The organism is Breznakiella homolactica, assembly GCF_016616095.2.
GTDB lineage: Bacteria > Spirochaetota > Spirochaetia > Treponematales > Breznakiellaceae > Breznakiella > Breznakiella homolactica.
This window is the reverse complement of record NZ_CP067089.2, coordinates 82,741-102,508: the sequence shown is the minus strand read 5'-3', so window position 1 is coordinate 102,508 and position 19,768 is coordinate 82,741. Positions and strand designations below refer to the sequence as shown.

General features: G+C 53.5%; 15 protein-coding genes and 2 tRNA genes. 6 read left to right on the top strand and 11 right to left on the bottom strand.

What is annotated here, in order from left to right; all coding sequences use genetic code 11:
• Nucleotides 1-97: 97 nt before the first annotated feature.
• The 5 genes from JFL75_RS00475 to JFL75_RS00455 form a co-directional block, all read right to left on the bottom strand.
• Nucleotides 98-1,990, bottom strand: coding sequence for an ABC transporter ATP-binding protein (locus tag JFL75_RS00475; protein WP_432756662.1), 1,893 nt, complete (start codon nucleotides 1,988-1,990; stop codon nucleotides 98-100).
• 10 nt (nucleotides 1,991-2,000) lie between these two features.
• A complete protein-coding gene (locus tag JFL75_RS00470; protein ID WP_215624745.1) occupies nucleotides 2,001-3,740 on the bottom strand; it encodes an ABC transporter ATP-binding protein in 1,740 nt (579 codons plus the stop codon).
• Nucleotides 3,741-3,880: 140 nt separating this feature from the next.
• Nucleotides 3,881-4,690, bottom strand: a complete 810-nt coding sequence (locus JFL75_RS00465) for an ABC transporter ATP-binding protein (RefSeq protein ID WP_215624744.1) — start codon at nucleotides 4,688-4,690, stop codon at nucleotides 3,881-3,883.
• Nucleotides 4,687-5,604 carry an ABC transporter permease gene (locus tag JFL75_RS00460; protein WP_215624743.1) on the bottom strand — a complete coding sequence of 306 codons (918 nt, stop codon included), beginning with the start codon at nucleotides 5,602-5,604 and terminating at the stop codon, nucleotides 4,687-4,689. Before JFL75_RS00460 ends, JFL75_RS00465 begins: the two co-directional genes overlap by 4 nt.
• Before the next feature lie 63 nt (nucleotides 5,605-5,667).
• A complete protein-coding gene (locus tag JFL75_RS00455) occupies nucleotides 5,668-6,660 on the bottom strand; it encodes an ABC transporter substrate-binding protein (RefSeq protein ID WP_215624742.1) in 993 nt (330 codons plus the stop codon).
• 159 nt (nucleotides 6,661-6,819) lie between these two features.
• On the opposite strand from JFL75_RS00455, the gene JFL75_RS00450 reads away from it, so the two are divergent.
• Nucleotides 6,820-7,644 carry an acyl-[acyl-carrier-protein] thioesterase gene (locus JFL75_RS00450; protein ID WP_215624741.1) on the top strand — a complete coding sequence of 275 codons (825 nt, stop codon included), beginning with the start codon at nucleotides 6,820-6,822 and terminating at the stop codon, nucleotides 7,642-7,644.
• Nucleotides 7,625-7,909, top strand: coding sequence for a rhodanese-like domain-containing protein (locus tag JFL75_RS00445; RefSeq protein ID WP_215624740.1), 285 nt, complete (start codon nucleotides 7,625-7,627; stop codon nucleotides 7,907-7,909). Before JFL75_RS00450 ends, JFL75_RS00445 begins: the two co-directional genes overlap by 20 nt.
• Nucleotides 7,910-7,983: 74 nt before the next feature.
• Here JFL75_RS00445 and JFL75_RS00440 read toward each other — a convergent pair.
• Nucleotides 7,984-8,066 (bottom strand) — tRNA-Leu (locus JFL75_RS00440).
• Nucleotides 8,067-8,136: 70 nt separating this feature from the next.
• Here JFL75_RS00440 and JFL75_RS00435 point away from each other — a divergent pair.
• Nucleotides 8,137-8,934 carry a TatD family hydrolase gene (locus JFL75_RS00435; RefSeq protein ID WP_215624739.1) on the top strand — a complete coding sequence of 266 codons (798 nt, stop codon included), beginning with the start codon at nucleotides 8,137-8,139 and terminating at the stop codon, nucleotides 8,932-8,934.
• 12 nt (nucleotides 8,935-8,946) lie between these two features.
• Here JFL75_RS00435 and JFL75_RS00430 read toward each other — a convergent pair whose 3' ends face one another.
• The 5 genes from JFL75_RS00430 to JFL75_RS00410 all read right to left on the bottom strand — a co-directional run bounded on the left by JFL75_RS00430 (nucleotide 8,947) and on the right by JFL75_RS00410 (nucleotide 15,133).
• The gene (locus tag JFL75_RS00430; protein WP_215624738.1) at nucleotides 8,947-9,144 is read right to left on the bottom strand and encodes a ferredoxin; all 198 of its coding nucleotides are present in this window, start codon (nucleotides 9,142-9,144) and stop codon (nucleotides 8,947-8,949) included.
• A 130-nt stretch (nucleotides 9,145-9,274) separates the two neighbouring features.
• Nucleotides 9,275-11,398 (bottom strand): glutamine synthetase III family protein, encoded by a 2,124-nt coding sequence (locus JFL75_RS00425; protein ID WP_215624737.1) that lies wholly within the window; start codon nucleotides 11,396-11,398, stop codon nucleotides 9,275-9,277.
• A 249-nt stretch (nucleotides 11,399-11,647) separates the two neighbouring features.
• Nucleotides 11,648-11,989, bottom strand: a complete 342-nt coding sequence (locus tag JFL75_RS00420; RefSeq protein ID WP_215624736.1) for a P-II family nitrogen regulator — start codon at nucleotides 11,987-11,989, stop codon at nucleotides 11,648-11,650.
• A gap of 14 nt (nucleotides 11,990-12,003) precedes the next feature.
• On the bottom strand, nucleotides 12,004-13,323 hold the full coding sequence (locus JFL75_RS00415) for an ammonium transporter (RefSeq protein WP_215624735.1): 1,320 nt from the start codon (nucleotides 13,321-13,323) through the stop codon (nucleotides 12,004-12,006).
• Between the two features lie 211 nt (nucleotides 13,324-13,534).
• Nucleotides 13,535-15,133 (bottom strand): sigma-54 interaction domain-containing protein, encoded by a 1,599-nt coding sequence (locus JFL75_RS00410; RefSeq protein WP_215624734.1) that lies wholly within the window; start codon nucleotides 15,131-15,133, stop codon nucleotides 13,535-13,537.
• A 125-nt stretch (nucleotides 15,134-15,258) separates the two neighbouring features.
• Between JFL75_RS00410 and JFL75_RS00405 the strand changes: the two genes are divergently transcribed.
• The 3 genes from JFL75_RS00405 to JFL75_RS00395 all read left to right on the top strand — a co-directional run bounded on the left by JFL75_RS00405 (nucleotide 15,259) and on the right by JFL75_RS00395 (nucleotide 19,766).
• Nucleotides 15,259-15,332: transfer RNA gene (locus JFL75_RS00405), tRNA-Arg, on the top strand.
• Nucleotides 15,333-15,376: 44 nt separating this feature from the next.
• Nucleotides 15,377-16,675 carry a metallophosphoesterase family protein gene (locus tag JFL75_RS00400; protein WP_223292733.1) on the top strand — a complete coding sequence of 433 codons (1,299 nt, stop codon included), beginning with the start codon at nucleotides 15,377-15,379 and terminating at the stop codon, nucleotides 16,673-16,675.
• Nucleotides 16,662-19,766: an AAA family ATPase gene (locus tag JFL75_RS00395; protein WP_215624733.1), complete on the top strand. Its 3,105-nt coding sequence runs from the start codon at nucleotides 16,662-16,664 to the stop codon at nucleotides 19,764-19,766. Before JFL75_RS00400 ends, JFL75_RS00395 begins: the two co-directional genes overlap by 14 nt.
• Nucleotides 19,767-19,768 lie beyond the last annotated feature (2 nt).

The following is a 19,768-nucleotide window of genomic DNA, read 5'->3' as shown; positions in this document are numbered from 1 at the left end:
GGATTCGGGCTTCACGGCCTGATGTAATAGTAGGGTCTGCCCCTTCCGGGGGAAGCATTGCCTAGGATATCAGGAGAATTGCCGCGGTATCAATACGCTATTCCAGTTCAAACGCGCCGGTGTACAGCTGGTAATACCGGCCCCGCTTTTTTATCAGTTCCTCATGGGTGCCCTGTTCTATGATGCGTCCATGGTCAAGGACAATAATTACATCGGAATTCTGGACCGTGGAGAGCCGGTGGGCAATGACAAAAACCGTACGGCCCTTCATAAGGGAATCCATGCCTCTGCCCACAATGGCTTCGGTCCTGGTGTCGATGGAACTAGTGGCTTCATCCATGATCATTACCGGCGGATCCGCGACGGCGGCGCGGGCGATGGAAATAAGCTGCCGCTGTCCCTGGGAAAGGCCGCTGCCGTCGCCGGAAAGTTCCGTATCATAGCCCTCCGGAAGCCGGATAATAAAATCATCGGCCCCGGCGAGTTTTGCGGCGGCGGCAACATCCCCGTCGGAGGCATCCAGTCTGCCGTACCGGATATTTTCCCTGACAGTGCCGGTAAACAGGCTCGTATCCTGGAGTATCATGCCCAGGGAACGGCGGAGATCGGGCTTTTTTATCTTGTTGATATTGATTCCGTCGTAACGGATTTTTCCGTCCTCCAGATCGTAGAACCGGTTGATAAGGTTAGTGATGGTTGTCTTTCCGGCTCCGGTGGCGCCCACAAAGGCCATCTTCTGCCCGGGTTTTACGTTGATACTGACATCGTGGAGTACGGTTTTACCGGGATTATAGGCAAAATCAACATCGAAAAATTCAACACCCCCCGCAAGTTTGGTGTAGGTAAGACTTCCGTCGCCGTGGGGATGTTTCCACGCCCAGATATCGGTCCGGGTCTTCGATTCCCGGAGCCCCCCTTCGCTATCATATTCAGCATTCACCAGGGTTACGTATCCGCTGTCCTGTTCCGGCTCTTCATCCATAAGGCCGAAAATCCGTTCCGCCCCTGCCAGGGCCATGACCACGGAATTGATCTGCTGGGAAACCTGGCTGATCGGCATAGTCACCGAACGGCTCAGCTGGAGAAATGAGGCAATGGCTCCAAGGGTAAGCCCGCCGATGCCGGCCACCGCAAGGACGCCGCCGATTATGGCGATCAGAACGTAATTGAGGTTGCCGATCTGATTGGTAACGGGCATGAGAATATTCGCGTACTTATTCGCCTTATACGCGCTTTCTGCCAGGGTGTCGTTGAGCCCGTCAAATTCTCTCCCCGCGGCGGCTTCATGGTTGAAGACCTTGACCACCTTCTGTCCGTTCATTATTTCCTCAACGTATCCGTTTACCGCGGCAATAGATGACTGCTGTTCAACAAAATATTTCCCGCTTCGGGATCCCACCGAGCGGGAAACGAGTACCATAGCCGCGATCATAACCACAATGAGTACCGTCAGGATCGGACTGATGTAGAGCATTGCCGAAAACACAAAAACAATGGTAATGCCCGACGAGAACAGGGTCGGAATACTTTGGGACAGCATCTGCCTGAGGGTATCAATATCATTGGTATAGTGGCTCATGGTATCGCCGAAACTGTGGGTATCAAAATACCGGACCGGCAGGCGCTGCATAGCGGCGAACATATCGTTCCGTATTTTTTTCTGCACTCCCTGGGTGATTATTGCCATGGTCCGGTTATACAGAAAGTTCGCCGCGATCCCCAGAACGTATATTCCCGCCATAATAATGATAGCTCTGAAAAGATTTGAAAAATCGGGATTCCCCTGCCCCAGCAGCGGGGTTATAAAATCATCAATAAGTATCTGGAGGAAAAGCGAGCCCGCCACACCGGCGACGGAACTTACGAGGATGCAGACAATCACAAACACAAACCAAGCCGTATACGCACCGCCCAGGTACGAAAGGAGCCGCGCGATGGTTTTCCCCGGGGTCCTGCTTTTGCCGCCGGTCAGAGGTACATTCCTTCCCATAGGCCCGAAACTACGCTGCGCCATGGCCGGCCTCCGGTTTATTCTGGGAGCTGTAAACTTCCCGGTAAATTTTATTGGATTTCAGAAGGTCATCATGGGTCCCGACGGCGTTCACCCTGCCGCCGTCCATAACAATAATACGGTCCGCATCCTGGATAGAAGCGATCCGCTGGGCGATGATTATCTTCGTTGTGTCCGGAAGTTCCTGGCTGAGTCCCTGGCGGATGAGCGCGTCGGTTCTGGTATCCACCGCGCTGGTGGAATCATCGAGAATAAGAATCTTCGGTTTTTTGAGGAGCGCCCGGGCAATACAGAGACGCTGCTTCTGGCCGCCGGAAACATTGCTGCCGCCCTGTTCAATACGGCTGTCGTAGCCGTCGGGAAATTCCCGGATAAAGTCGTCCGCCTGGGCAATTTTACAGACCCTGACAAGCTCCGCGTCATCCGCGTCATTGTTGCCCCAGCGGAGGTTTTCCCTGATGGTTCCCGCAAACAGAACATTTTTCTGGAGCACCATGGAAACCGCGTCCCTGAGGCTCGTTACATCGTATTCCCGTACATCCCGGCCGCCCACCATGACCCTGCCCGCGGTGGTATCATACAGCCGGGGGATGAGCTGCACCAAGGTTGACTTCCCCGAGCCGGTTCCGCCTATTATGCCAATGGTTTCCCCGGAATTAATTTCCAGGATAATCCCCTCCAGGCATTTATTCTGCTCCGCCCTGCCGTAGCAGAAAACCGCATCCTCAAACCGTACCGAACCGTCGGGGATATCGAATACCGGGTTTTCCGGGTCCGCGAGGCTGGGTACTTCCTCAAGGACTTCAACGATCCGTTCAGCGGAAGACCGGGCGATTGAAATCATTACCAGTACCATGGACATCATCATCAGGCTCATCAGAATCTGGCTGGTATACGAAAAAAGACTTACCAGCTGTCCGGTGGTCATTGCCTCCTGAACAATCATCCGCCCGCCGAGCCAGGAAATAAGAAGCGTGCAGGTATACATGGCAAACTGCATCAGGGGGCTGTTAAAGGCCATGATTTTTTCAGCCTTGACCTGGGTATCGTAAATATCGCCGGATACTTTGTTGAATTTACCGATTTCAAAATCTTCCCGGACAAAACTCTTTACCACCCGGATACCCCGGAGATTCTCCTGAACGGTCCTGTTCATCCGGTCGTAGATCCTGAAAACCTGCCGGAATAACGGATGGGCCCGGGAAAGCAAAAGGTACAGCCCCAGGATAAGCACGGGGATAACCCCTAAAAAAATCAGCGATAAATGGGCGTTGATTGTAAAAGCCATGATAAGGGAAAAGATGAACATCAGAGGGCTCCGGACACAGACCCGGATCAGCATCTGGTAGGCGTTCTGCACATTGGATACATCCGTCGTAACCCGGGTTACGAGACTGGCCGCGGAGAATTTATCAATGTTTGAAAATGAATATTCCTGGATCTTGTGGAACATATCGTGCCGTACATTTCTGGCGAATCCGGCGGAAGCCTTCGCGGCGTAGCGCCCGGACATGACCCCGAAAAAAAGCGCCGCCAAGGTAGCGATAACCAGGGCGATTCCGATCCGGCCGATCATACCCAGGTTGCCCCCGGCAATGCCGTAGTCAATAATAAACGACATGAGAAGAGGTATTACCACATCCATAACCACTTCAAACCCTACGAATAAAGGGGTTAAGAGGGAATCTTTTTTATATTCCCGTACGCAGGCCGCAAGTCTCCGTATCATTTTTTCTCCTCGGTTGTTTTGAAATAGAATCCGGCACGGAAAAAATACCTTTTCCGTTTCCGCGGGGATTCCGGTATACATTCTTATTTACAGCATAATGCATACCCGTGAGGTTTTCCTTATTTTGAATGCCCGCGTTATTATCCCAGCAGCATCTCGTCGTTCTGCAGGGATACTTTTTTTATATCCCGGAACCGCTGAACGAGGCTTTCCGTGGTCAGCCGCGACTTTTCTCCGGCTCCGATATCGAGGAGAATTCGGCCTTCATCCATCATAATAAGGCGGCTGCCGTAGGCAATGGCGTGTCCCATATTGTGGGTGATCATCATAACGGTCAGACCGTATTCCGCGGCGAACCGCATGGTCAGGTCCATAACGATTTCTGCGTTCCGCGGGTCCAGCGCCGCGGTATGTTCATCCAGAAGAAGCAGCGCCGGCCGGGACATAACCGTCATAAGCAGGGTCAGGGCCTGGCGCTGTCCCCCGGAAAAAAGTTCCACGTTGTCGTTGAGGCGGTCCTCGAGCCCCATACCGAGAATACGGAGCTGCTCCCTGAAATACTCCCGCATGGCGGTGTTGAGACTGATCCGGAGGCCCTTATACCCCTTTTTATGGCAGATCATCATATTGTCCGCCAAGGTCATCTTACCCGCTGTTCCCAGAAGGGGATTCTGAAAAATCCGCCCGATATACCGGGCCCGGATAAACTCTGGTTCCCGGGTAATATCCCGTTCGGGCCCGGCCTCTTCGTTTTTCAGGAGGATGGTCCCCCGGGTCGGCGTATAGGTTCCCGAAAGGGCGTTGAACAGGGTCGATTTTCCGGCGCCGTTGGAACCAATGACGGTGATAAAATCCCCCCGGTTTATTTCGAGATTGATGCTCTCAAGAGCGGTATTTTCATCCGGGGTTCCCTGGGCAAAGACCATGCCGAGGTCGGTTATTCGAATCATTTCACTGCCTCCCGGGAGCCGGACCGCTTCCGTTTCTGGCCGCTCCTGAATCCGGTCCGTGAAATCAGAATGCAGACAATAATAAGAAGCCCGGTGATAAGTTTCAGGTCATTGGCGCCCATGTTGATGATGTATCCGTAGGTTCTGGCAAGATACATAAGTCCCCGGTAAATAATTGAACCGATGATAACCCGGAAGGTCAGCAGGGCGATTTTATTTGACCGGATAACGAATTCACCGATCATCAGGGAGGCGAGGCCGGAGACCACCATACCGGCCCCGAAATTCACATCCGCGAAACCCTGGTACATGGCTGCCATGGAACCGGAAATTCCCACCAGGCCGTTGGCCAGACAGATACCCGCAGTTTTTATGAGATCGGGATTCATACCCTGGGAAATCACCAGCTGGGGATTGGATCCCAGAGCGCCGAGGGTAAGTCCGAAATCGGTATGGAAAAAAAGATCGATGGCGATTTTTATAACCCCCACAACCAGGAGGCAGTACAATACCACCGCGAGTTCGGGGTTCATAAAACGCCCCGCCCATTCACCAATGCCGGAAAATACCGTGGACACCCTCAGGAGGGATACGTTTGCGCGGTTGTTCATGATACGGAGATTTACCGAATACAGCATGGTCATGGTGAGGATCCCCGACAGAAGGTCGGGAATTTTCAGCTTTGTGTGGATCAGGGCGGTGACCAGCCCCGCCAGGGCTCCGCCGAAAAAAGCGGCCCCCACGGCCAGCAGAGGATGGTGGCCGCCGGTCAGCAGCACCGCCGTAATCGCCGCGCCCATGGGAAAGGAACCATCAACGGTCATGTCCGCAAAGTTGAGAATCCTGAAGGTTATCAGCACCGCCAGGACCATGATCCCGTAAATAAATCCCTCGGTTAAAATTCCAGTTATCATCGGGTACCTCAAAAAGGCTGCCCCGCTCCGGCAGGGCAGCCCGAAATGTGCGCTGCTGTAAAACTATTTCCGTTCCAGTTTTCCGTTCCTGAAAATCAGGTTGGCCGCGTTCAGGTACGATGGGGGAATCGTGATTCCGCAGTTTGCCGCCTCATCCAGGTCAAAGAGCAGGTCCGTTTCCGCGGGATCGGTGATGAACTTAACCGGCATATCCGCCGGCTTCCTGCCATCAAGAATCTCCAGGATCATCTGGCCCGTGGCGCGGCCGGCTTTGTAATAGTTAAATCCCGAAGCGATCATACATCCGCCATTCAGCGCTCCGGTGACATCCCCGGAAAAGATCGGCTTTTTATTGTCATGGAAAACCTTGATCAGCGCGGGAAGCGCCGAGAATACCGTATTGTCCGTGGTCAGGTAGATTCCGTCAACCCGGTTTACAATGGCCTCCGCAGCCTGGCGGAGTTCCGCGGAATTGGAAATAGACTGGCTCACAAAGGCAATACCGTTCGCGGCGCAGGCCTCCTCCACCAGGGTACGGGCCGCGATGGAATTATCCTCGGAACTGGTATAGATATACCCCAGGGTTTTTATGCCCGCGATTTCCTTGAACATGGCGATATGCTCGGCCGTGGGAATAGCGTCGGAGAGCCCGGTAACATTCCCCTCCCCCCGGTCAACACTCGAAACGAGGCCCGCCTGGACCGGATCGGTGACACAGGAGAATACCACCGGAACATCCTTGATGGTATTTGCCAGGGCGATTGCCACGGGAGTCGCGATACCCACGGCGACGGAAACCCGTTCACTTTTGAATTTATTGGCGATCTGTGTGGCGGTGCTCATATCCCCGTTGGCATTCTGCAGATCGTATACCACATTCGGGAGTGCTGCGTTGATTTCATCCTGAATCCCCTGTTCTATCGCGTCCAGGGCTTCGTGCTGGACTATTTTTGAAATCCCTATCCGGATTGTCCCGGAATTGTCCTTGTTTCCGCCGCCAAACAGTGCCGCTGCACAGCAGAACATGATTACACCGATAACACTATTCTTCTTCATTTCCCTACTCCTTGTAATAGGAACATTCCCTGAATGTTTCTATTGATAGAAACATTTTATATTTTATTGAAATCGCTGTCAATACAATTTTGCATATTTATTCATTTTTTTTATAAATTTTTTCTGCAACCGGGACCGTCTCCGGGTGTCTAAACTGATATGGAAAAAATACCAAGGATCAAAAAATCCTTTTCGCCCCGGTATTACGAAATGGATACCAACGGTGAAGTAAAACCCACAACCATGATGGCCCTGTTTGAGGAAACCGCCGCTGCCCACTGCCAGGCAGCGGGATGGGATATGTTTTCCTTAAAAGAGGACGGATACGGCTGGGTTCTCCTGGAAGGAGGATTCCGGATGTTCCGGTATCCCCGGAACGGGGAGTATTTTACCGTGGAAACATGGGCCGACGCGGCCCATCTTTTTTACGGCCGGAGGAATTTCGCGGTCAAGGATGAACAGGGGCGTATCATCGGAAAGGCCCATTCTCTGTGGTCTTTTTTTAATGTTGATGAAAAACGGCCGGCGCCGATCAAACAGGAATTTCTGGATATCTGGAAACCCAAGGAACAGAAGGATCTGAAACGGAGAAGACCCGGAGGAGATCCGCCGGAACTCCATCCGTACGCCGCGCCGTATACCGTCCGCTCCCTTGATCTGGATACCAACGGCCATGTCAACAATGTACGGTATCTCGAGTGGGCCATCGAATCGGTTCAGGAAGAAATAAGAAACACCTATGTCCTGTCATCGGTTGAAGGACGGTTTATCCATGAGGTCCGTAAAGGCCAGCAGGTACGGTCCGTGGCGGAGTACGGCAGCACAATCTATCCGGCACTCAGCTGCCGCCTGGGGGTGTATTCAGGGGACCCCAAAACCGGTGAATACCGGATAGCGGCCTGCGCCGAATCAACATGGACAGTTAGGACAAGCGGTACTAGACTTAATAGCAGGAAGGAAAAAAATGCAGTTAAGTCAATCTGAAATCGTAAAAAAAATACAGGACGGCGCCATGATCGTGGATGTCCGCAGTGATCTGGAATACCAAACCGGGGCGTACCCGGGAGCGGTTAATATTCCGGTAGAATCGATACCCGCAAATCTGGAAAAACTGGAACCCAAGGACCGGCTGATCCTGACATACTGCGCATCGGGAATGCGGGGGAACCGGGCGGTGACCATGCTCGAATCCTTCGGCTGGACCGATGTCTGGTGCGCCGGGGCTCTGAGAAACATGCCGCAGCCTTAGGATACCGTCTGCGGGATGCGACCCAAGTTTATTGTATAAAAAAAGAGGCGGTGATCCGCCTCTTCCGCATATCTTGCCGGGAACGGGATTTGAACCCGTACCCCCTTTCGGGGAGGGGATTTTAAGTCCCCGGTGTCTACCATTCCACCATCCCGGCGAAAAGAAGCCTGCCGCAGGATGGATATGCCATTGCATAGTACCAACTGAGTTTGCTAAGGTCAAGAAGTATGAAGGGACTAATAGACACCCATGCCCACCTGTCCATGCTTTCCCGCCGGGGGATTCCGGCGGAACAGCGGCTTTCCGAGCTCTTTGCCGGAGGTTTTAGGGGGATTATTGATATAGGAACCGAAGCCGGGGACCTTTCCGGACGGATAGCCGCGTTTAAACAATTCGGAAAAATACGGTTTACCGCGGGAATCTGGCCGTCCGGAGAGGCAATAGAAGAACGGGCCAGCCGCGCGGCGGAACTGGAGGGACATATCCGGGAAGCCCCGGAAGGCTATGTAGTCGCCGTCGGGGAATGCGGTCTCGACCGGCACTGGAATACCGCGGAAAACGGTGCGGATCTCGCCGGAGAAAGAGAACTGCTTGAACTGCAGCTTGATCTGGCCCGCAGACTCAGCCTCCCGGTGATTATTCATTCCCGGGATTCCGCTAAAGAAACCGCGGAGGTACTCGCCCGGCACCGGGATGTGACAGCGGTAATCCATTGCTTTTCCTACGGATATGAAGAAGCAAAGACATTCCTTGATCTGGGATGTTTTATTTCATTTGCGGGGAATGCCACATACAAAAGCGCCGGCTCAATCCGTGAGGCGCTGGCGGCCGTTCCGCTGGACCGGCTTCTGCTGGAAACCGACTGCCCCTATCTCGCTCCGGTCCCCCACCGTGGAAAAGCCGCCGAGCCGGGGATGGTATCCGAAACCTACCGCCTGGCATCCGGTCTCAAATCAGCAGACCACGATTACCTGGCGGAAGAAATCGGAAAAAACGTTGTTTCGCTTTTCAGGATAGACTGGTAAATTCCCGGGGTATTATTCGGCTTTTATTACCGATGTGGGACAGGCTTCAATGGCCTCCCGGATACCGTCTTCGTACTGCGAGAAGTCAACTCCGTCGTTTACTACCATTTTATCGGGAATCGAAAAAACCTCCGGACAAACAGCCTCACAGGTTCCGCAGGAAATGCAGTCCCCTTCACTCTCGTCGAGCCAAACTCTGGTAATTGCCATAAGAACTCCTTTTTTACATATCTATATATAATTTAGTAAAATTACCTTACTTTTCAAAGCAAAAAACGGCCGTATCGTATAAAACGAAACGGCCGAAAAACAGTCCGGGATTCCTTGGAACGGAAATCCGTTACAGTTTAAAGAGCAGTTCCTCATAGGTCGGATACGGCCAGGCGCATTTTGAAACAATTTTTTCGAGCGCGTCAGCCCGGGACCGGACTCCGTCCATCACGGGGATAACCTTCTCCTGGTATACCTTAGCCTGGGCAAAAGCATCTTCCACGACCTGGGCTTCTTCAAGCACTTTTTCCAGTTTTGCCGTTTCATCGTAGAGCTCCGCTGAAAGCTCGGCTATCCGCTTGGCCCGCTTTTCCTGGGGAGCGCTTACCGCGCCGATGGAAGCAAGGGCCGCGGCATCCTTGGCGAGGTCCCCCGCATAAGAACTTACCGCGGGGAATATGGAACGCCGGGCCATGTCGATCATAACCCCGGCTTCAATATTTATCTGCTTGGAATATTTCTCCAGATAAATATGGTACCGGCTTTCCAGTTCATCCTTGGTAAGAACCTTATGGCTTTCAAAAAGAGCTACCGTATCCTTCTGGGTCATCACCGGAAGAACATCGACGGTGTTGCGGACATTGGGAAGGCCCCGCCGTTCCGCTTCCAGCACCCATTCTTCGGAGTACCCGTTCCCGTTAAAGACCACCCGGCGGTGCTTTGAGTAGCTTTCCCTGATAATATCCTGGATGGCGGTATTTTTGTCCTTGGCCTTTTCAAGTGTATCAGCAAATTCCGAAAGGACCTGGGCAACTGCGGTATTAAGATACGTGTTGGGTGTTGCGATGGACTGGGAGGAACCGACCATCCGGAATTCAAACTTGTTTCCCGTAAAGGCGAAGGGACTCGTCCTGTTCCGGTCGGAGACATCCACGGGAAGTGTCGGAAGGCTCGTGACCCCTAATTTAATCCGGTGGGCACCCCCTGTCTTTGTTCCTGTTTTTCTGTCGGCAATATTATCGAATATCTCGGTCAGCGGACCGCCGAAAAAAATCGAAATGATAGCCGGCGGCGCCTCGTTCGCTCCCAGCCGGTGATCGTTTCCCGCCGATGCGGCGGAAGCCCTGAGCAGCAGCGCGTACCGGTCAACGGCTTCTACCACAGCAGCGGTAAACAGCAGGAACCGGGCGTTGGACTCGGGGTTTTCACCGGGTTCAAGCAGGTTAACACCATCATCGGTTGCCATGGACCAGTTGTTGTGTTTTCCCGATCCGTTTACGCCGTCAAAGGGTTTTTCATGGAGAAGCGCTTCCATACCGTGCCGGCGGGCGGTATTCCTGATGGTTTCCATCACCATCTGGTTGGCGTCCACCGCGACCGTGGCGGTAGTGAAAATCGGGGCTATTTCAAACTGGTTCGGGGCGACCTCATTGTGCTGGGTCTTCGCGGATACGCCGACCTTCCAGAGTTCGGTGTTGAGTTCCCGCATAAAAATGGAAACCCGCTCCTTGAGAGCGCCGAAATAATGGTCTTCCATTTCCTGTCCCTTGGCGGGCATTGAACCGAAAACCGTCCGGCCCGTAAGTATCAGATCCGGGCGCTGATCGTAAAACTGCTTGTCCACCAGAAAGTATTCCTGTTCCGGACCAACCGTGGTTATTACCCGTTTCGAGGTTTCATTGCCCAGGGCCTTTAAAACCCGGATGGCCTCGGTGCTCAGCGCGTCCAGGGACTTAAGGAGGGGCACCTTCTTGTCCAGGGCATGGCCGTAGTAACTGATAAACGCGGTGGGAATGCATAAGGTGGTTCCCGTAAGATCCTGCTTGAGAAACGCCGGGCTCGTAACATCCCAGGCCGTATACCCCCGGGCTTCAAAGGTTGCCCTGAGTCCGCCCGAGGGGAAGCTGGAGGCATCCGGTTCCCCTTTGATCAGTTCCTTCCCGGAGAATTCCATTATCACCCTGCCGTCGGCGGTGGGCGAAATAAACGAATCATGCTTCTCCGCCGTCAGACCGGTCAGAGGATGGAACCAATGGGTATAATGGGTGGCGCCTTTTGAAAGCGCCCAGTCCCGCATGGCCGCGGCAGCGAATTCGGCGACTTCCAGGGTCAGTTCTTTTTCGCCGGCCTGGACCGCCAGGATTTCCTTAAAAATGTTTTTAGGCAGCCGTTCCCGCATCACAGCGTTGGAAAAGCAGTTGCTTCCGTATACTTCGGTAACCGGTGTTTTGGTAAAATCAATGGCATTGTTCATGGTGTCCTCCGAAAATCCAGGCATATATTTTATCTATGCAATTTTCATGCCAAATATACCCGGATGCATTAAAATCCGGCAAAAAAAACAGATGCAGTTTAATTGCTGATAATAATTAAACTTATGGAAAATCTAAACCGTATCCGTTCTTTGCCGGGTTATTCCTTAGTCGTTAATTGTTATTTTTTCCTACATTTATGTAACTTTATAAATATTTCCTACATGAATGTCATATCCTCCGTAAGAATATTATCCAACCGCGGAACTGCCGGTCTCTCCGGTCCGGATACGGATACAGTCCTCTATAGGCAGGATAAATATTTTTCCGTCACCGATTTCGCCGGTCCGTGCCCCCTGAATAATGGCGTTCACCGTGGGACTGACAAATTCCTCATTCACGACAATTTCAATCCGGACTTTCTTAAGGAGATTAACCTCAATTTCCACACCCCGGTACTGTTCGGTATACCCCTTCTGCTGGCCGCAGCCCATGGAATTGGTCACTGAGATCTTGTAGACCTCAGCCTTGTACAGTTCCCGTTTGACTTCATTCAGCATATGGGGCTGAATGTACGCAACTATTAGTTTCATATTTGTGTACCTTCCTACATATTGGAGAAGATCTGGAAGCCGTTATAGGCTTCATTGCCGTGCTCTGTAATGTCGAGCCCCATAAGCTCTTCCTTAGGACTTACCCGCAGCCCGAATACGGCCTTGATTGCCAGGAAGAGGAGTCCGCTGGTTATAACAGCCCACCCGCCCACAGCCAGTATGCCGGCAGCCTGTATTCCCAGCTGTGTAAATCCGCCGCCGTGAAGCAGCCCCAGGGCGGTGCCTTCCGCGTTTCCCCAGATCCCCACCGCCAGGGTTCCGAAAATCCCGCAGACCAGGTGAACCGACGACGCGCCCACGGGATCATCCACCTTGAGCACCTTATCTATGAATTCAACCGACAGCACCACGAGAATTCCGGCAATGAGCCCGATAACCAGGGCCGCTCCCGGCGACACGATACTGCAGGGGGCTGTAATAGCCACCAGGCCGGCCAGCGCGCCGTTCATGGTCATGGACGCGTCGGGTTTTTTGAACCAGATCCATGATACGGCCATGGCCGCCGCAGTACCGCCGGCGGCTCCGAGGGTTGTTACGGCGGCAATCCGGGCAATATCGGGACTCAGAGCCGACAGGGTGGACGCGGAGTTAAAACCGTACCAGCCGAACCAGAGCAGCAAAACGCCAAGGCAGGCAAAGGGAATGTTATGTCCCGGGAATGCCCGGACACTTACTTTGCCGTCAGCGCCTTTCACGTATTTCCCCTGCCGGGGACCGAGAATAGCCGCGCCCGCCAGGGCGGCCCATCCGCCTACGGAATGTACCACCGTGGAGCCCGCGAAATCATGGAACCCGAGATCCGCGAGCCAGCCGCCTCCCCAGATCCAGTGGCCGGAAATCGGATAAATAACGGCTGAGATAAACACCGTGTAAATCAGGTACGATTTAAACTGGGTCCGTTCCGCCATGGCTCCCGAAACAATGGTGGCGGCGGTGGCGGCGAACACAACCTGGAAAAACCAGTCCCGGTAGAACGCCGGATCACCCATGGGGCCTTTAAAGAATTCCGAAGTACCGATAAGACCGAATTTATCGGATCCGTACATCAGCCCCCATCCCACCATCCAGTAGACAATCGAACCGAAGGCAAAATCCATCAGGTTTTTCATGATGATGTTGGTTGCGTTTTTGGCTCTGGTGAGTCCCGTTTCCACCAGCGCGAATCCGGCCTGCATTATAAACACCAGGATGGCGCCAATAAAAAGCCACATCAGATCCATGGCTCCGGCCAGGGATTCGATACTTTCCTGAGCTCCCGCGGCAGCACCGCAGCCCAGAATGAGTATCAGTACCGCAAAGATTTTTTTCCGCATATTTCTGTCCTCCTACGTTGGTTATCTGTGATTATGCAATTTTCATGCCAATTATGCATTTTTATACAATTTTTCTGTATTTTTTTACAAAATAGCGGCGGACGAATACGTGTATCCATAGAATACCGGAAATAAATGCGGATAATTGGTTAAAATTTAAAACGGTTGGATAATTAAAATCATACGAAAATGTAACTTTTTAATGCAATAACTACATTTTGGTAATACGGTACAGACGCCAGTTGATACCGTAGTGGTGTACCCGAAGCCCCATCTGCCGTTCGGTAATACCCAGATGCCGGGCGGCGGCGGCCATATTCCCCCCGCTCATCTTGAGGGCTTCCACTATAAGTTCTTTTTCCAGGCGGGAAAGAGCGGCGTCCAGAGTAGTGGTCGGTTCGGTATTGGTCGACTCAGCCGACTGCAGGCTCGGCGGCAGATTATGGGAATGGATCACCATGTCGGCCGACAGGATCACGGCCCGTTCGATGCAGTTTTCGAGCTCCCGGACATTGCCCGGCCAGGAATAACTGGTAAGCAGATCGATCGCCGGCGTGGAAATACGTTTTATCGCTTTGCCGTTTTTCTCAGCGTATTTCTCGGCGAAGTGATCCGCCAGCAGGATAATATCGCTCCTGCGTTCCCGAAGCGGCGGCGCGTGAATCGGAAAAACATTCAGCCGGTAGAAGAGGTCCTCCCGGAATTTTCCCGAAGCGGCGTCCTCCTCAAGGTTCCTGTTGCTTGCCGCAATCAGGCGGACATCAACCTTTACGGGACCGGTTCCCCCTACCCGCTCGATTTCCCGTTCCTGCAGCACCCGGAGCAGTTTGACCTGCACCTGAGGACTCAGATCTCCGATTTCATCCAGGAACAGAGTTCCGCCGTGGGCAAGTTCAAACCGGCCCTTGCGCTGGGCCACCGCTCCGGTGAATGCTCCTTTTTCATGCCCGAAAAGCTCGCTCTCTATAACCGATTCCGGCAGGGCCGCGCAGTTTATTCTGACGAAAACGTTCCCGGAACGGCGGGATAGCCGGTGGATTTCCGCCGCAAACAATTCTTTTCCCGTTCCGCTTTCCCCTGAAATAAGGACCGTCGCATCGCTGGGCGCGACCTGGACAAGCATTTCATAGGCGCTCCGCATTGCTTTGCTTGTTCCGATAATGGAACTACCCTCGGCGATCACCCCGCCCCGGTTTATATTCCGGTTATCATCCCTTGGTATAATCCCGCTCTGCCGCAGAAGGAACTGTTCTTCCAGTATCCGTTCCCGGAGCTTTGCGGAATCGGCGATTATCGTGGAAATTTGTTCAAGCAGACGGATATCCCGTTCCCGCCGGCCTTCGGGATCATCGGATTCCACACGCCGTTCCGCGCTGAGGGTTCCGATTACACCGCCGCCCGAACGGATGGGGACACAGTAATAGGTAAGCCCCGCGAGATCCTTCGCGGACCGGCTTTTGGCCCGGTTGAGAAACCGCGAATCCTTGGACAGGTCTGGAACAATTACCGAATTCCCGCTTTCAAAAACCCGGCCTACCAGGCCTTCCCCCAGCCGGTACACACCCCGGTCTTTTTCCTCGGCGGTCAGGCCGTAGGCTTCCTCAATTTTCAGCAATCCCGTTTTCCGGTTCAGAAGCGTGACCATGCCCCAGTGCAGCCCGGCCCTCAGCTCGATTAGACTCAGGAGCGGCCCCAGGGAAGAACGCAGTTCCACGTGTTTATCCAGGGTTCTGGCTATGTCGAGGAGAAGTTCCAGTTCATCAAGGCTCCTGGTTTGACCGGGATCTTCCGGTCCGATGGTATTGGTCATACCGTGAATTTACTACAAAAATGTAGGTTTTTCCAGAGCTTTTTCCGCAAAAAAACGGTAAAAACAGCCTAATTACAAAACACTACTTGACAAGAAACACGGTCCCGGGTTCAAATAGACAGACTGCGACACTAGCTCACCTGGATAGAGCAACTGCCTTCTAAGCAGTAGGTAGGGGGTTCGAGTCCCTCGTGTCGCGTTTTGGGCCTTGACCCTCGATCCAGAGTCGCCTAGCATAGAATAATGAAACTGCTCCATACCGCGGATCTGCATCTGGGAAGATTATTCCATGAACGATCCCTCATTGAAGATCAGCGGTATATCCTTAACCAGCTTACCGATATCCTTGCAGAAGATCCCCACGACGGGCTTATCATAGCCGGGGATATCTATGACCGTTCTATTCCGTCTCCGGAGGCGGTGACTCTTTTCGGGGAATTTCTCGGCAATATCCGCCGGAGGTTTCCCCTGCTCCCGGTTTTTATCATTCCGGGAAACCACGACTCCGCGGCGAGACTTGGGTTTGGAACGGAACTTTTCAGCAAGCTGGGGGTGCACATTAACGCCGACCCCGAAGCTTCCGCTGAACCGGTTATTATCGATGCCGGCGGCGAACGGTGCGCCGTTTTTCTGCTCCCCTTCCTCACCCCGGGAAGCCTCAGCCCCGAACGTGCCCGGCAGGAAGGCCAGGAAGGAGCTGAAGATGTTTCCGCTCCGGTTCCGATCCGCTCCCAGGCAAAATTAGCGGAGGAAGCTTCCCTCAGGCTGGAAGAAGCGGTCCGAAAAGTCCGGGATTCGGGGGTCCAATGGGCAGTTCTCGCGGGCCATCTCTTTACCCTGGGAGGGGTTGAATCGGATTCCGAACGAATCTTTCTCGGTACCGCCGAGCAGGTTGACGTCAACCTGTTTAAAACCTTCGACTACGTTGCCCTGGGCCATCTCCACCGCAGCCAGCAGGCCGCTCCCAATACCTGGTATTCCGGGAGTCCCCTGGTGTATTCCTTCGGCGAAACAAACCGGGACAAGGTGTTCCTTTCGGCGGAACTCAAAAACACCCAGAAGACCGGCAAACCTGAAACAGGGGAACTTTTCGGCCGTGACGGTAAAGACCAGGGCAGCGAAGGCCCGCCCCGAAAAAGTCAGGTGACCGTAACCCCGATCCCGGTGAGCCCCCTGCGGAAACTCACTTCTCTATCGGGAACTTTTGATTATTTTTACAAAGATACCGGCGGCGCCTTTGAACAATACAAAAACGATTATCTGGAAATATCCCTTACGGACCGGCGCCTGGTGGAAAATCCACTGGCGCTCCTGCGGCCCCGGTTTCCCTATATCATGTCGGTTAAGCAGGGAGAGGCCTTCACCGCGTATTACTCGAAACCCGAAGCGGTGAACAGTACCGTTTCCGCGTCCGGCGGTGAAAAAACGGATATCCTCGACGACTTCAGGGCATTTCTCGAAGATATCTACGGACAGGGCGATCCGGAAAAGGAAAGCCTCTTCAGGGACTTTGCCGAGGAGCTGAACGATGAGACCTCATAAACTGGTCCTGGAAAATATCGGCCCCTTCACCGGCAGAACAGAGATAGACTTCGATTCCCTGGATGATATTTTTCTGATAACCGGAAGAACAGGATCGGGAAAAACCACCGTATTTGATGCCATCTGTTTTGCCTTGTACGGAGTACTGCCCGGCAGCAGGCGGGATCACGTACACCGGATACGGAGTGACTACACCGCCGAAGGTGACACCTGTTCAGTTTCACTGGAATTCTCCATCGGTAACAGCCGGTACCGTGTGGACCGGAGCCCGAAACAGGAAAAACTTAAAAAACGCGGAACCGGCATGACGGTGATCGATGAGACCGCTGTTCTCTATGAAGTACGGAACGGAAACCTGATAAGCCTCAACTCGAAAAAATCCGAAGCGGATTATAAAATAAAGGAGCTTATCGGTTTATCGGCGGATGAATTCTTCCGAATTGTACTTCTTCCCCAGGGAGAGTTCGCCGAATTTCTCAGGCAGAATACCAATAAACGCCGGGAAGTCCTGGGAAAACTCTTTCCCGTGGAATCGGCTCTGAAAATCCGTGACCAGGTGCAGGCAAAAGCGAAGGATTCAAAAGCCCAGCTCACCGAGGCTGAATACAATCTCCAGGAAATTTCTAAGCGGGTCTCCTTTGAATTCTGTGAAACCGCGCGCATGGAAAAAACCCGTACCCTTGACGAAGCGGTGCAGAGGCACCAGACATTGGGAGAGGAAATAACCCGCCTGCAGCGTTCCGTGGATATCGCGGAGCGTGAAGAAAATCTGCTCCAGCGTCTCGGGACGGCCCTGGAGGATCAGCGAAAAATTGAAAATGAGGGGCCCGCCGCTGAGGAACAGGAAACACTTCTGGCGAAGTCCCGGCGTGCCCACCCGCTGAAACATTTCCTCGTAATGGAAGCGGAACTGCGGAAAGCTCTCACAGAATCCGGGAATGATCTCAAGCTGGCGGTGGAAGAAAAAAACGCAGCGGAAGAAGAGCACCGCCGGATGCTGTCCCGTGTAAAAGAAGAAGAATCCGCCGAAGCGGAACTGTTCACCCTGCGGGAGAGACAGACGAACCTGGCTGCGCTCTGCGCCGAAGAAGCGGAACTTGAAAAGACTATCCGTGAAAAACAGCGGTATGACGGATTGCTTATTGAACTGGAACAGAAAAAAGAAACACTGCAGAACAGCTGGAACGCAATTAATACTGAAATTGAAGAACTCGAAAAAAGCGCCGCCCAGGCCGACAGCATTGAATCGCAGTGGGAGACCGCAAGAAACAAAAAAGACACATTCCTGAATATAAAACGGTTCAGCGGTGAGTATGAAAACATCCGCCGGGAAGAGCAGTCAATAACGGAACGGATCTCCGGACTCGAAAAGGAAATAGAAAATCTGGATCGGGATATTCCGGTTCTGAAAAAAGAACACGAAAATTTAAAAGCCCAAAAAGAAAATACCGAAAAGGCCGGACTGGCGGCTGTACTGGCGGCGGAACTGAAGCCGGGGACACCATGTCCGGTATGCGGCGCCCTGGATCACCCGAACCCCGCCGCCGCCGCGGCACAGGATTTTGGGATTGCCGAGCGCATTGAGGCCTTAGGACGCACATACCAGAAGGCGGAGCAGGATCTGGCGGCGTTCCGTGCGGAACTAAAATCAAAACATCAGGAACTCCGCCGTACAGAATCCCGCAGGGACGCCCTGCTTGCGGAGATGAAGGCAGTTCCCCACGCTGCTGATTTCTTTGATACCATTCCCCCGATGGAGGAACTTTCCCGGCTCCTTGAAATACAGATACGGGAACTCAACGCCATTGTGGGGCTCCGGGAGGAATCCCGGAAAGCCGGCGGCCGCATAACGGCTCTGCTGAAGGACCGGAACAGCCTTCTCCTTGAACAGGGGAATACGGATACCAGCCTTGCGGAATACCGCGAAAGAAGCCGGACCCTGGAAGCGTCGGTCCAGGAAAAGCAATCCAAACACAGTGCCATTGCCGCCCAATGGGCCGCCTCGGATATCCGGGAAGCCCTTGCCCTGGTCACTGAATCGGCTGAACGGCAGGAAAAACAGCTGAGAGAACTCCGTTTGATCCGGGAGCAGGCAGGACAGCGGCTGGCCGCAGCCGGGGCAAAAGAGGAATCCCTCCGGAAAAAAAACGAAGCGTCGGAAAACCAGTACAACGCAGCGAAAAAAGAACTGGAAAAAGCGGTAGCGGCGTCACCCTTCGCGGATACCGGAGAACTGCAGCAGGCGCTCCTTGGGCAGGAAGAGGAAACAGCCATGGAAGCCGCGGTGGCGGACTGGAAGGAGCGGCGGTCCCGCATCGGATCGCTTATACAGGAACTTGAGCTCAGTATCGGCGTTTTAAACGAAGAAAAAAAAGAATACGGTACCCAAGGATCCGCCGCGGAACTGGCGGAGAAGCTCGGTTCAGCAAAAACGGCACAGGAAGAAGCGGCCCGGCTGAGAACCCAGGCGGCGCTGGAGCTCAGCGCCCTTGAGCGGGATGAAGCCCAGCTCCGGGAAGCGGAACAGCGCCATAGGGAGCTGTCCGAAAAAGCGGGCCGCGTAAACAGTCTTGCGGACGATCTGTACGGGAAAAACCCAAAAAGAAAGGCCTTCGATTCCTGGCTCCTTGGCCGGTACCTCAGTGAGGTCGCCGCGTACGCGACCCGCAGACTGGAACGGATGAGCGAATCACGGTATTCACTGCTTCTTGACAGCGAGGGTGAATCCCGCGGCAGGGCGGGACTCGATCTGGCGGTCTTTGACGCGTATACCGGCAAGACCCGCCCCTGCGCCACCCTTTCGGGGGGCGAAAGTTTTATGGCCTCTATAAGCCTCGCCCTGGGCCTTGCCGACTCGATTCAGGCGCGATCCGGCGGAGTACGGCTGGATGCGGTGTTTATTGACGAAGGATTCGGCAGTCTCGACGAGGCAAGCCTCGATAAAGCCCTGGTTATACTGGATGAACTCCGGGAACACCGGATGGTCGGCCTCATTTCCCATGTGGCGGAAATGCGCAACAGAATACCCAGCCGGATAGAGATAATAAAATCGGGAACCGGCTCCGCGGTTTTAATCGACCGGAGCCAGTAACA

What these genes read in the sequence shown, in the direction of transcription:
- JFL75_RS00475 (WP_432756662.1), bottom strand. Translation starts at nt 1,990, where the DNA reads ATGGGAAGGAATGTACCTCTGACCGGCGGCAAAAGCAGGACCCCGGGG.
- JFL75_RS00470 (WP_215624745.1), bottom strand. Translation starts at nt 3,740, where the DNA reads ATGATACGGAGACTTGCGGCCTGCGTACGGGAATATAAAAAAGATTCC.
- JFL75_RS00465 (WP_215624744.1), bottom strand. Translation starts at nt 4,690, where the DNA reads ATGATTCGAATAACCGACCTCGGCATGGTCTTTGCCCAGGGAACCCCG.
- JFL75_RS00460 (WP_215624743.1), bottom strand. Translation starts at nt 5,604, where the DNA reads ATGATAACTGGAATTTTAACCGAGGGATTTATTTACGGGATCATGGTC.
- JFL75_RS00455 (WP_215624742.1), bottom strand. Translation starts at nt 6,660, where the DNA reads ATGAAGAAGAATAGTGTTATCGGTGTAATCATGTTCTGCTGTGCAGCG.
- JFL75_RS00450 (WP_215624741.1), top strand. Translation starts at nt 6,820, where the DNA reads ATGGAAAAAATACCAAGGATCAAAAAATCCTTTTCGCCCCGGTATTAC.
- JFL75_RS00445 (WP_215624740.1), top strand. Translation starts at nt 7,625, where the DNA reads ATGCAGTTAAGTCAATCTGAAATCGTAAAAAAAATACAGGACGGCGCC.
- JFL75_RS00435 (WP_215624739.1), top strand. Translation starts at nt 8,137, where the DNA reads ATGAAGGGACTAATAGACACCCATGCCCACCTGTCCATGCTTTCCCGC.
- JFL75_RS00430 (WP_215624738.1), bottom strand. Translation starts at nt 9,144, where the DNA reads ATGGCAATTACCAGAGTTTGGCTCGACGAGAGTGAAGGGGACTGCATT.
- JFL75_RS00425 (WP_215624737.1), bottom strand. Translation starts at nt 11,398, where the DNA reads ATGAACAATGCCATTGATTTTACCAAAACACCGGTTACCGAAGTATAC.
- JFL75_RS00420 (WP_215624736.1), bottom strand. Translation starts at nt 11,989, where the DNA reads ATGAAACTAATAGTTGCGTACATTCAGCCCCATATGCTGAATGAAGTC.
- JFL75_RS00415 (WP_215624735.1), bottom strand. Translation starts at nt 13,323, where the DNA reads ATGCGGAAAAAAATCTTTGCGGTACTGATACTCATTCTGGGCTGCGGT.
- JFL75_RS00410 (WP_215624734.1), bottom strand. Translation starts at nt 15,133, where the DNA reads ATGACCAATACCATCGGACCGGAAGATCCCGGTCAAACCAGGAGCCTT.
- JFL75_RS00400 (WP_223292733.1), top strand. Translation starts at nt 15,377, where the DNA reads ATGAAACTGCTCCATACCGCGGATCTGCATCTGGGAAGATTATTCCAT.
- JFL75_RS00395 (WP_215624733.1), top strand. Translation starts at nt 16,662, where the DNA reads ATGAGACCTCATAAACTGGTCCTGGAAAATATCGGCCCCTTCACCGGC.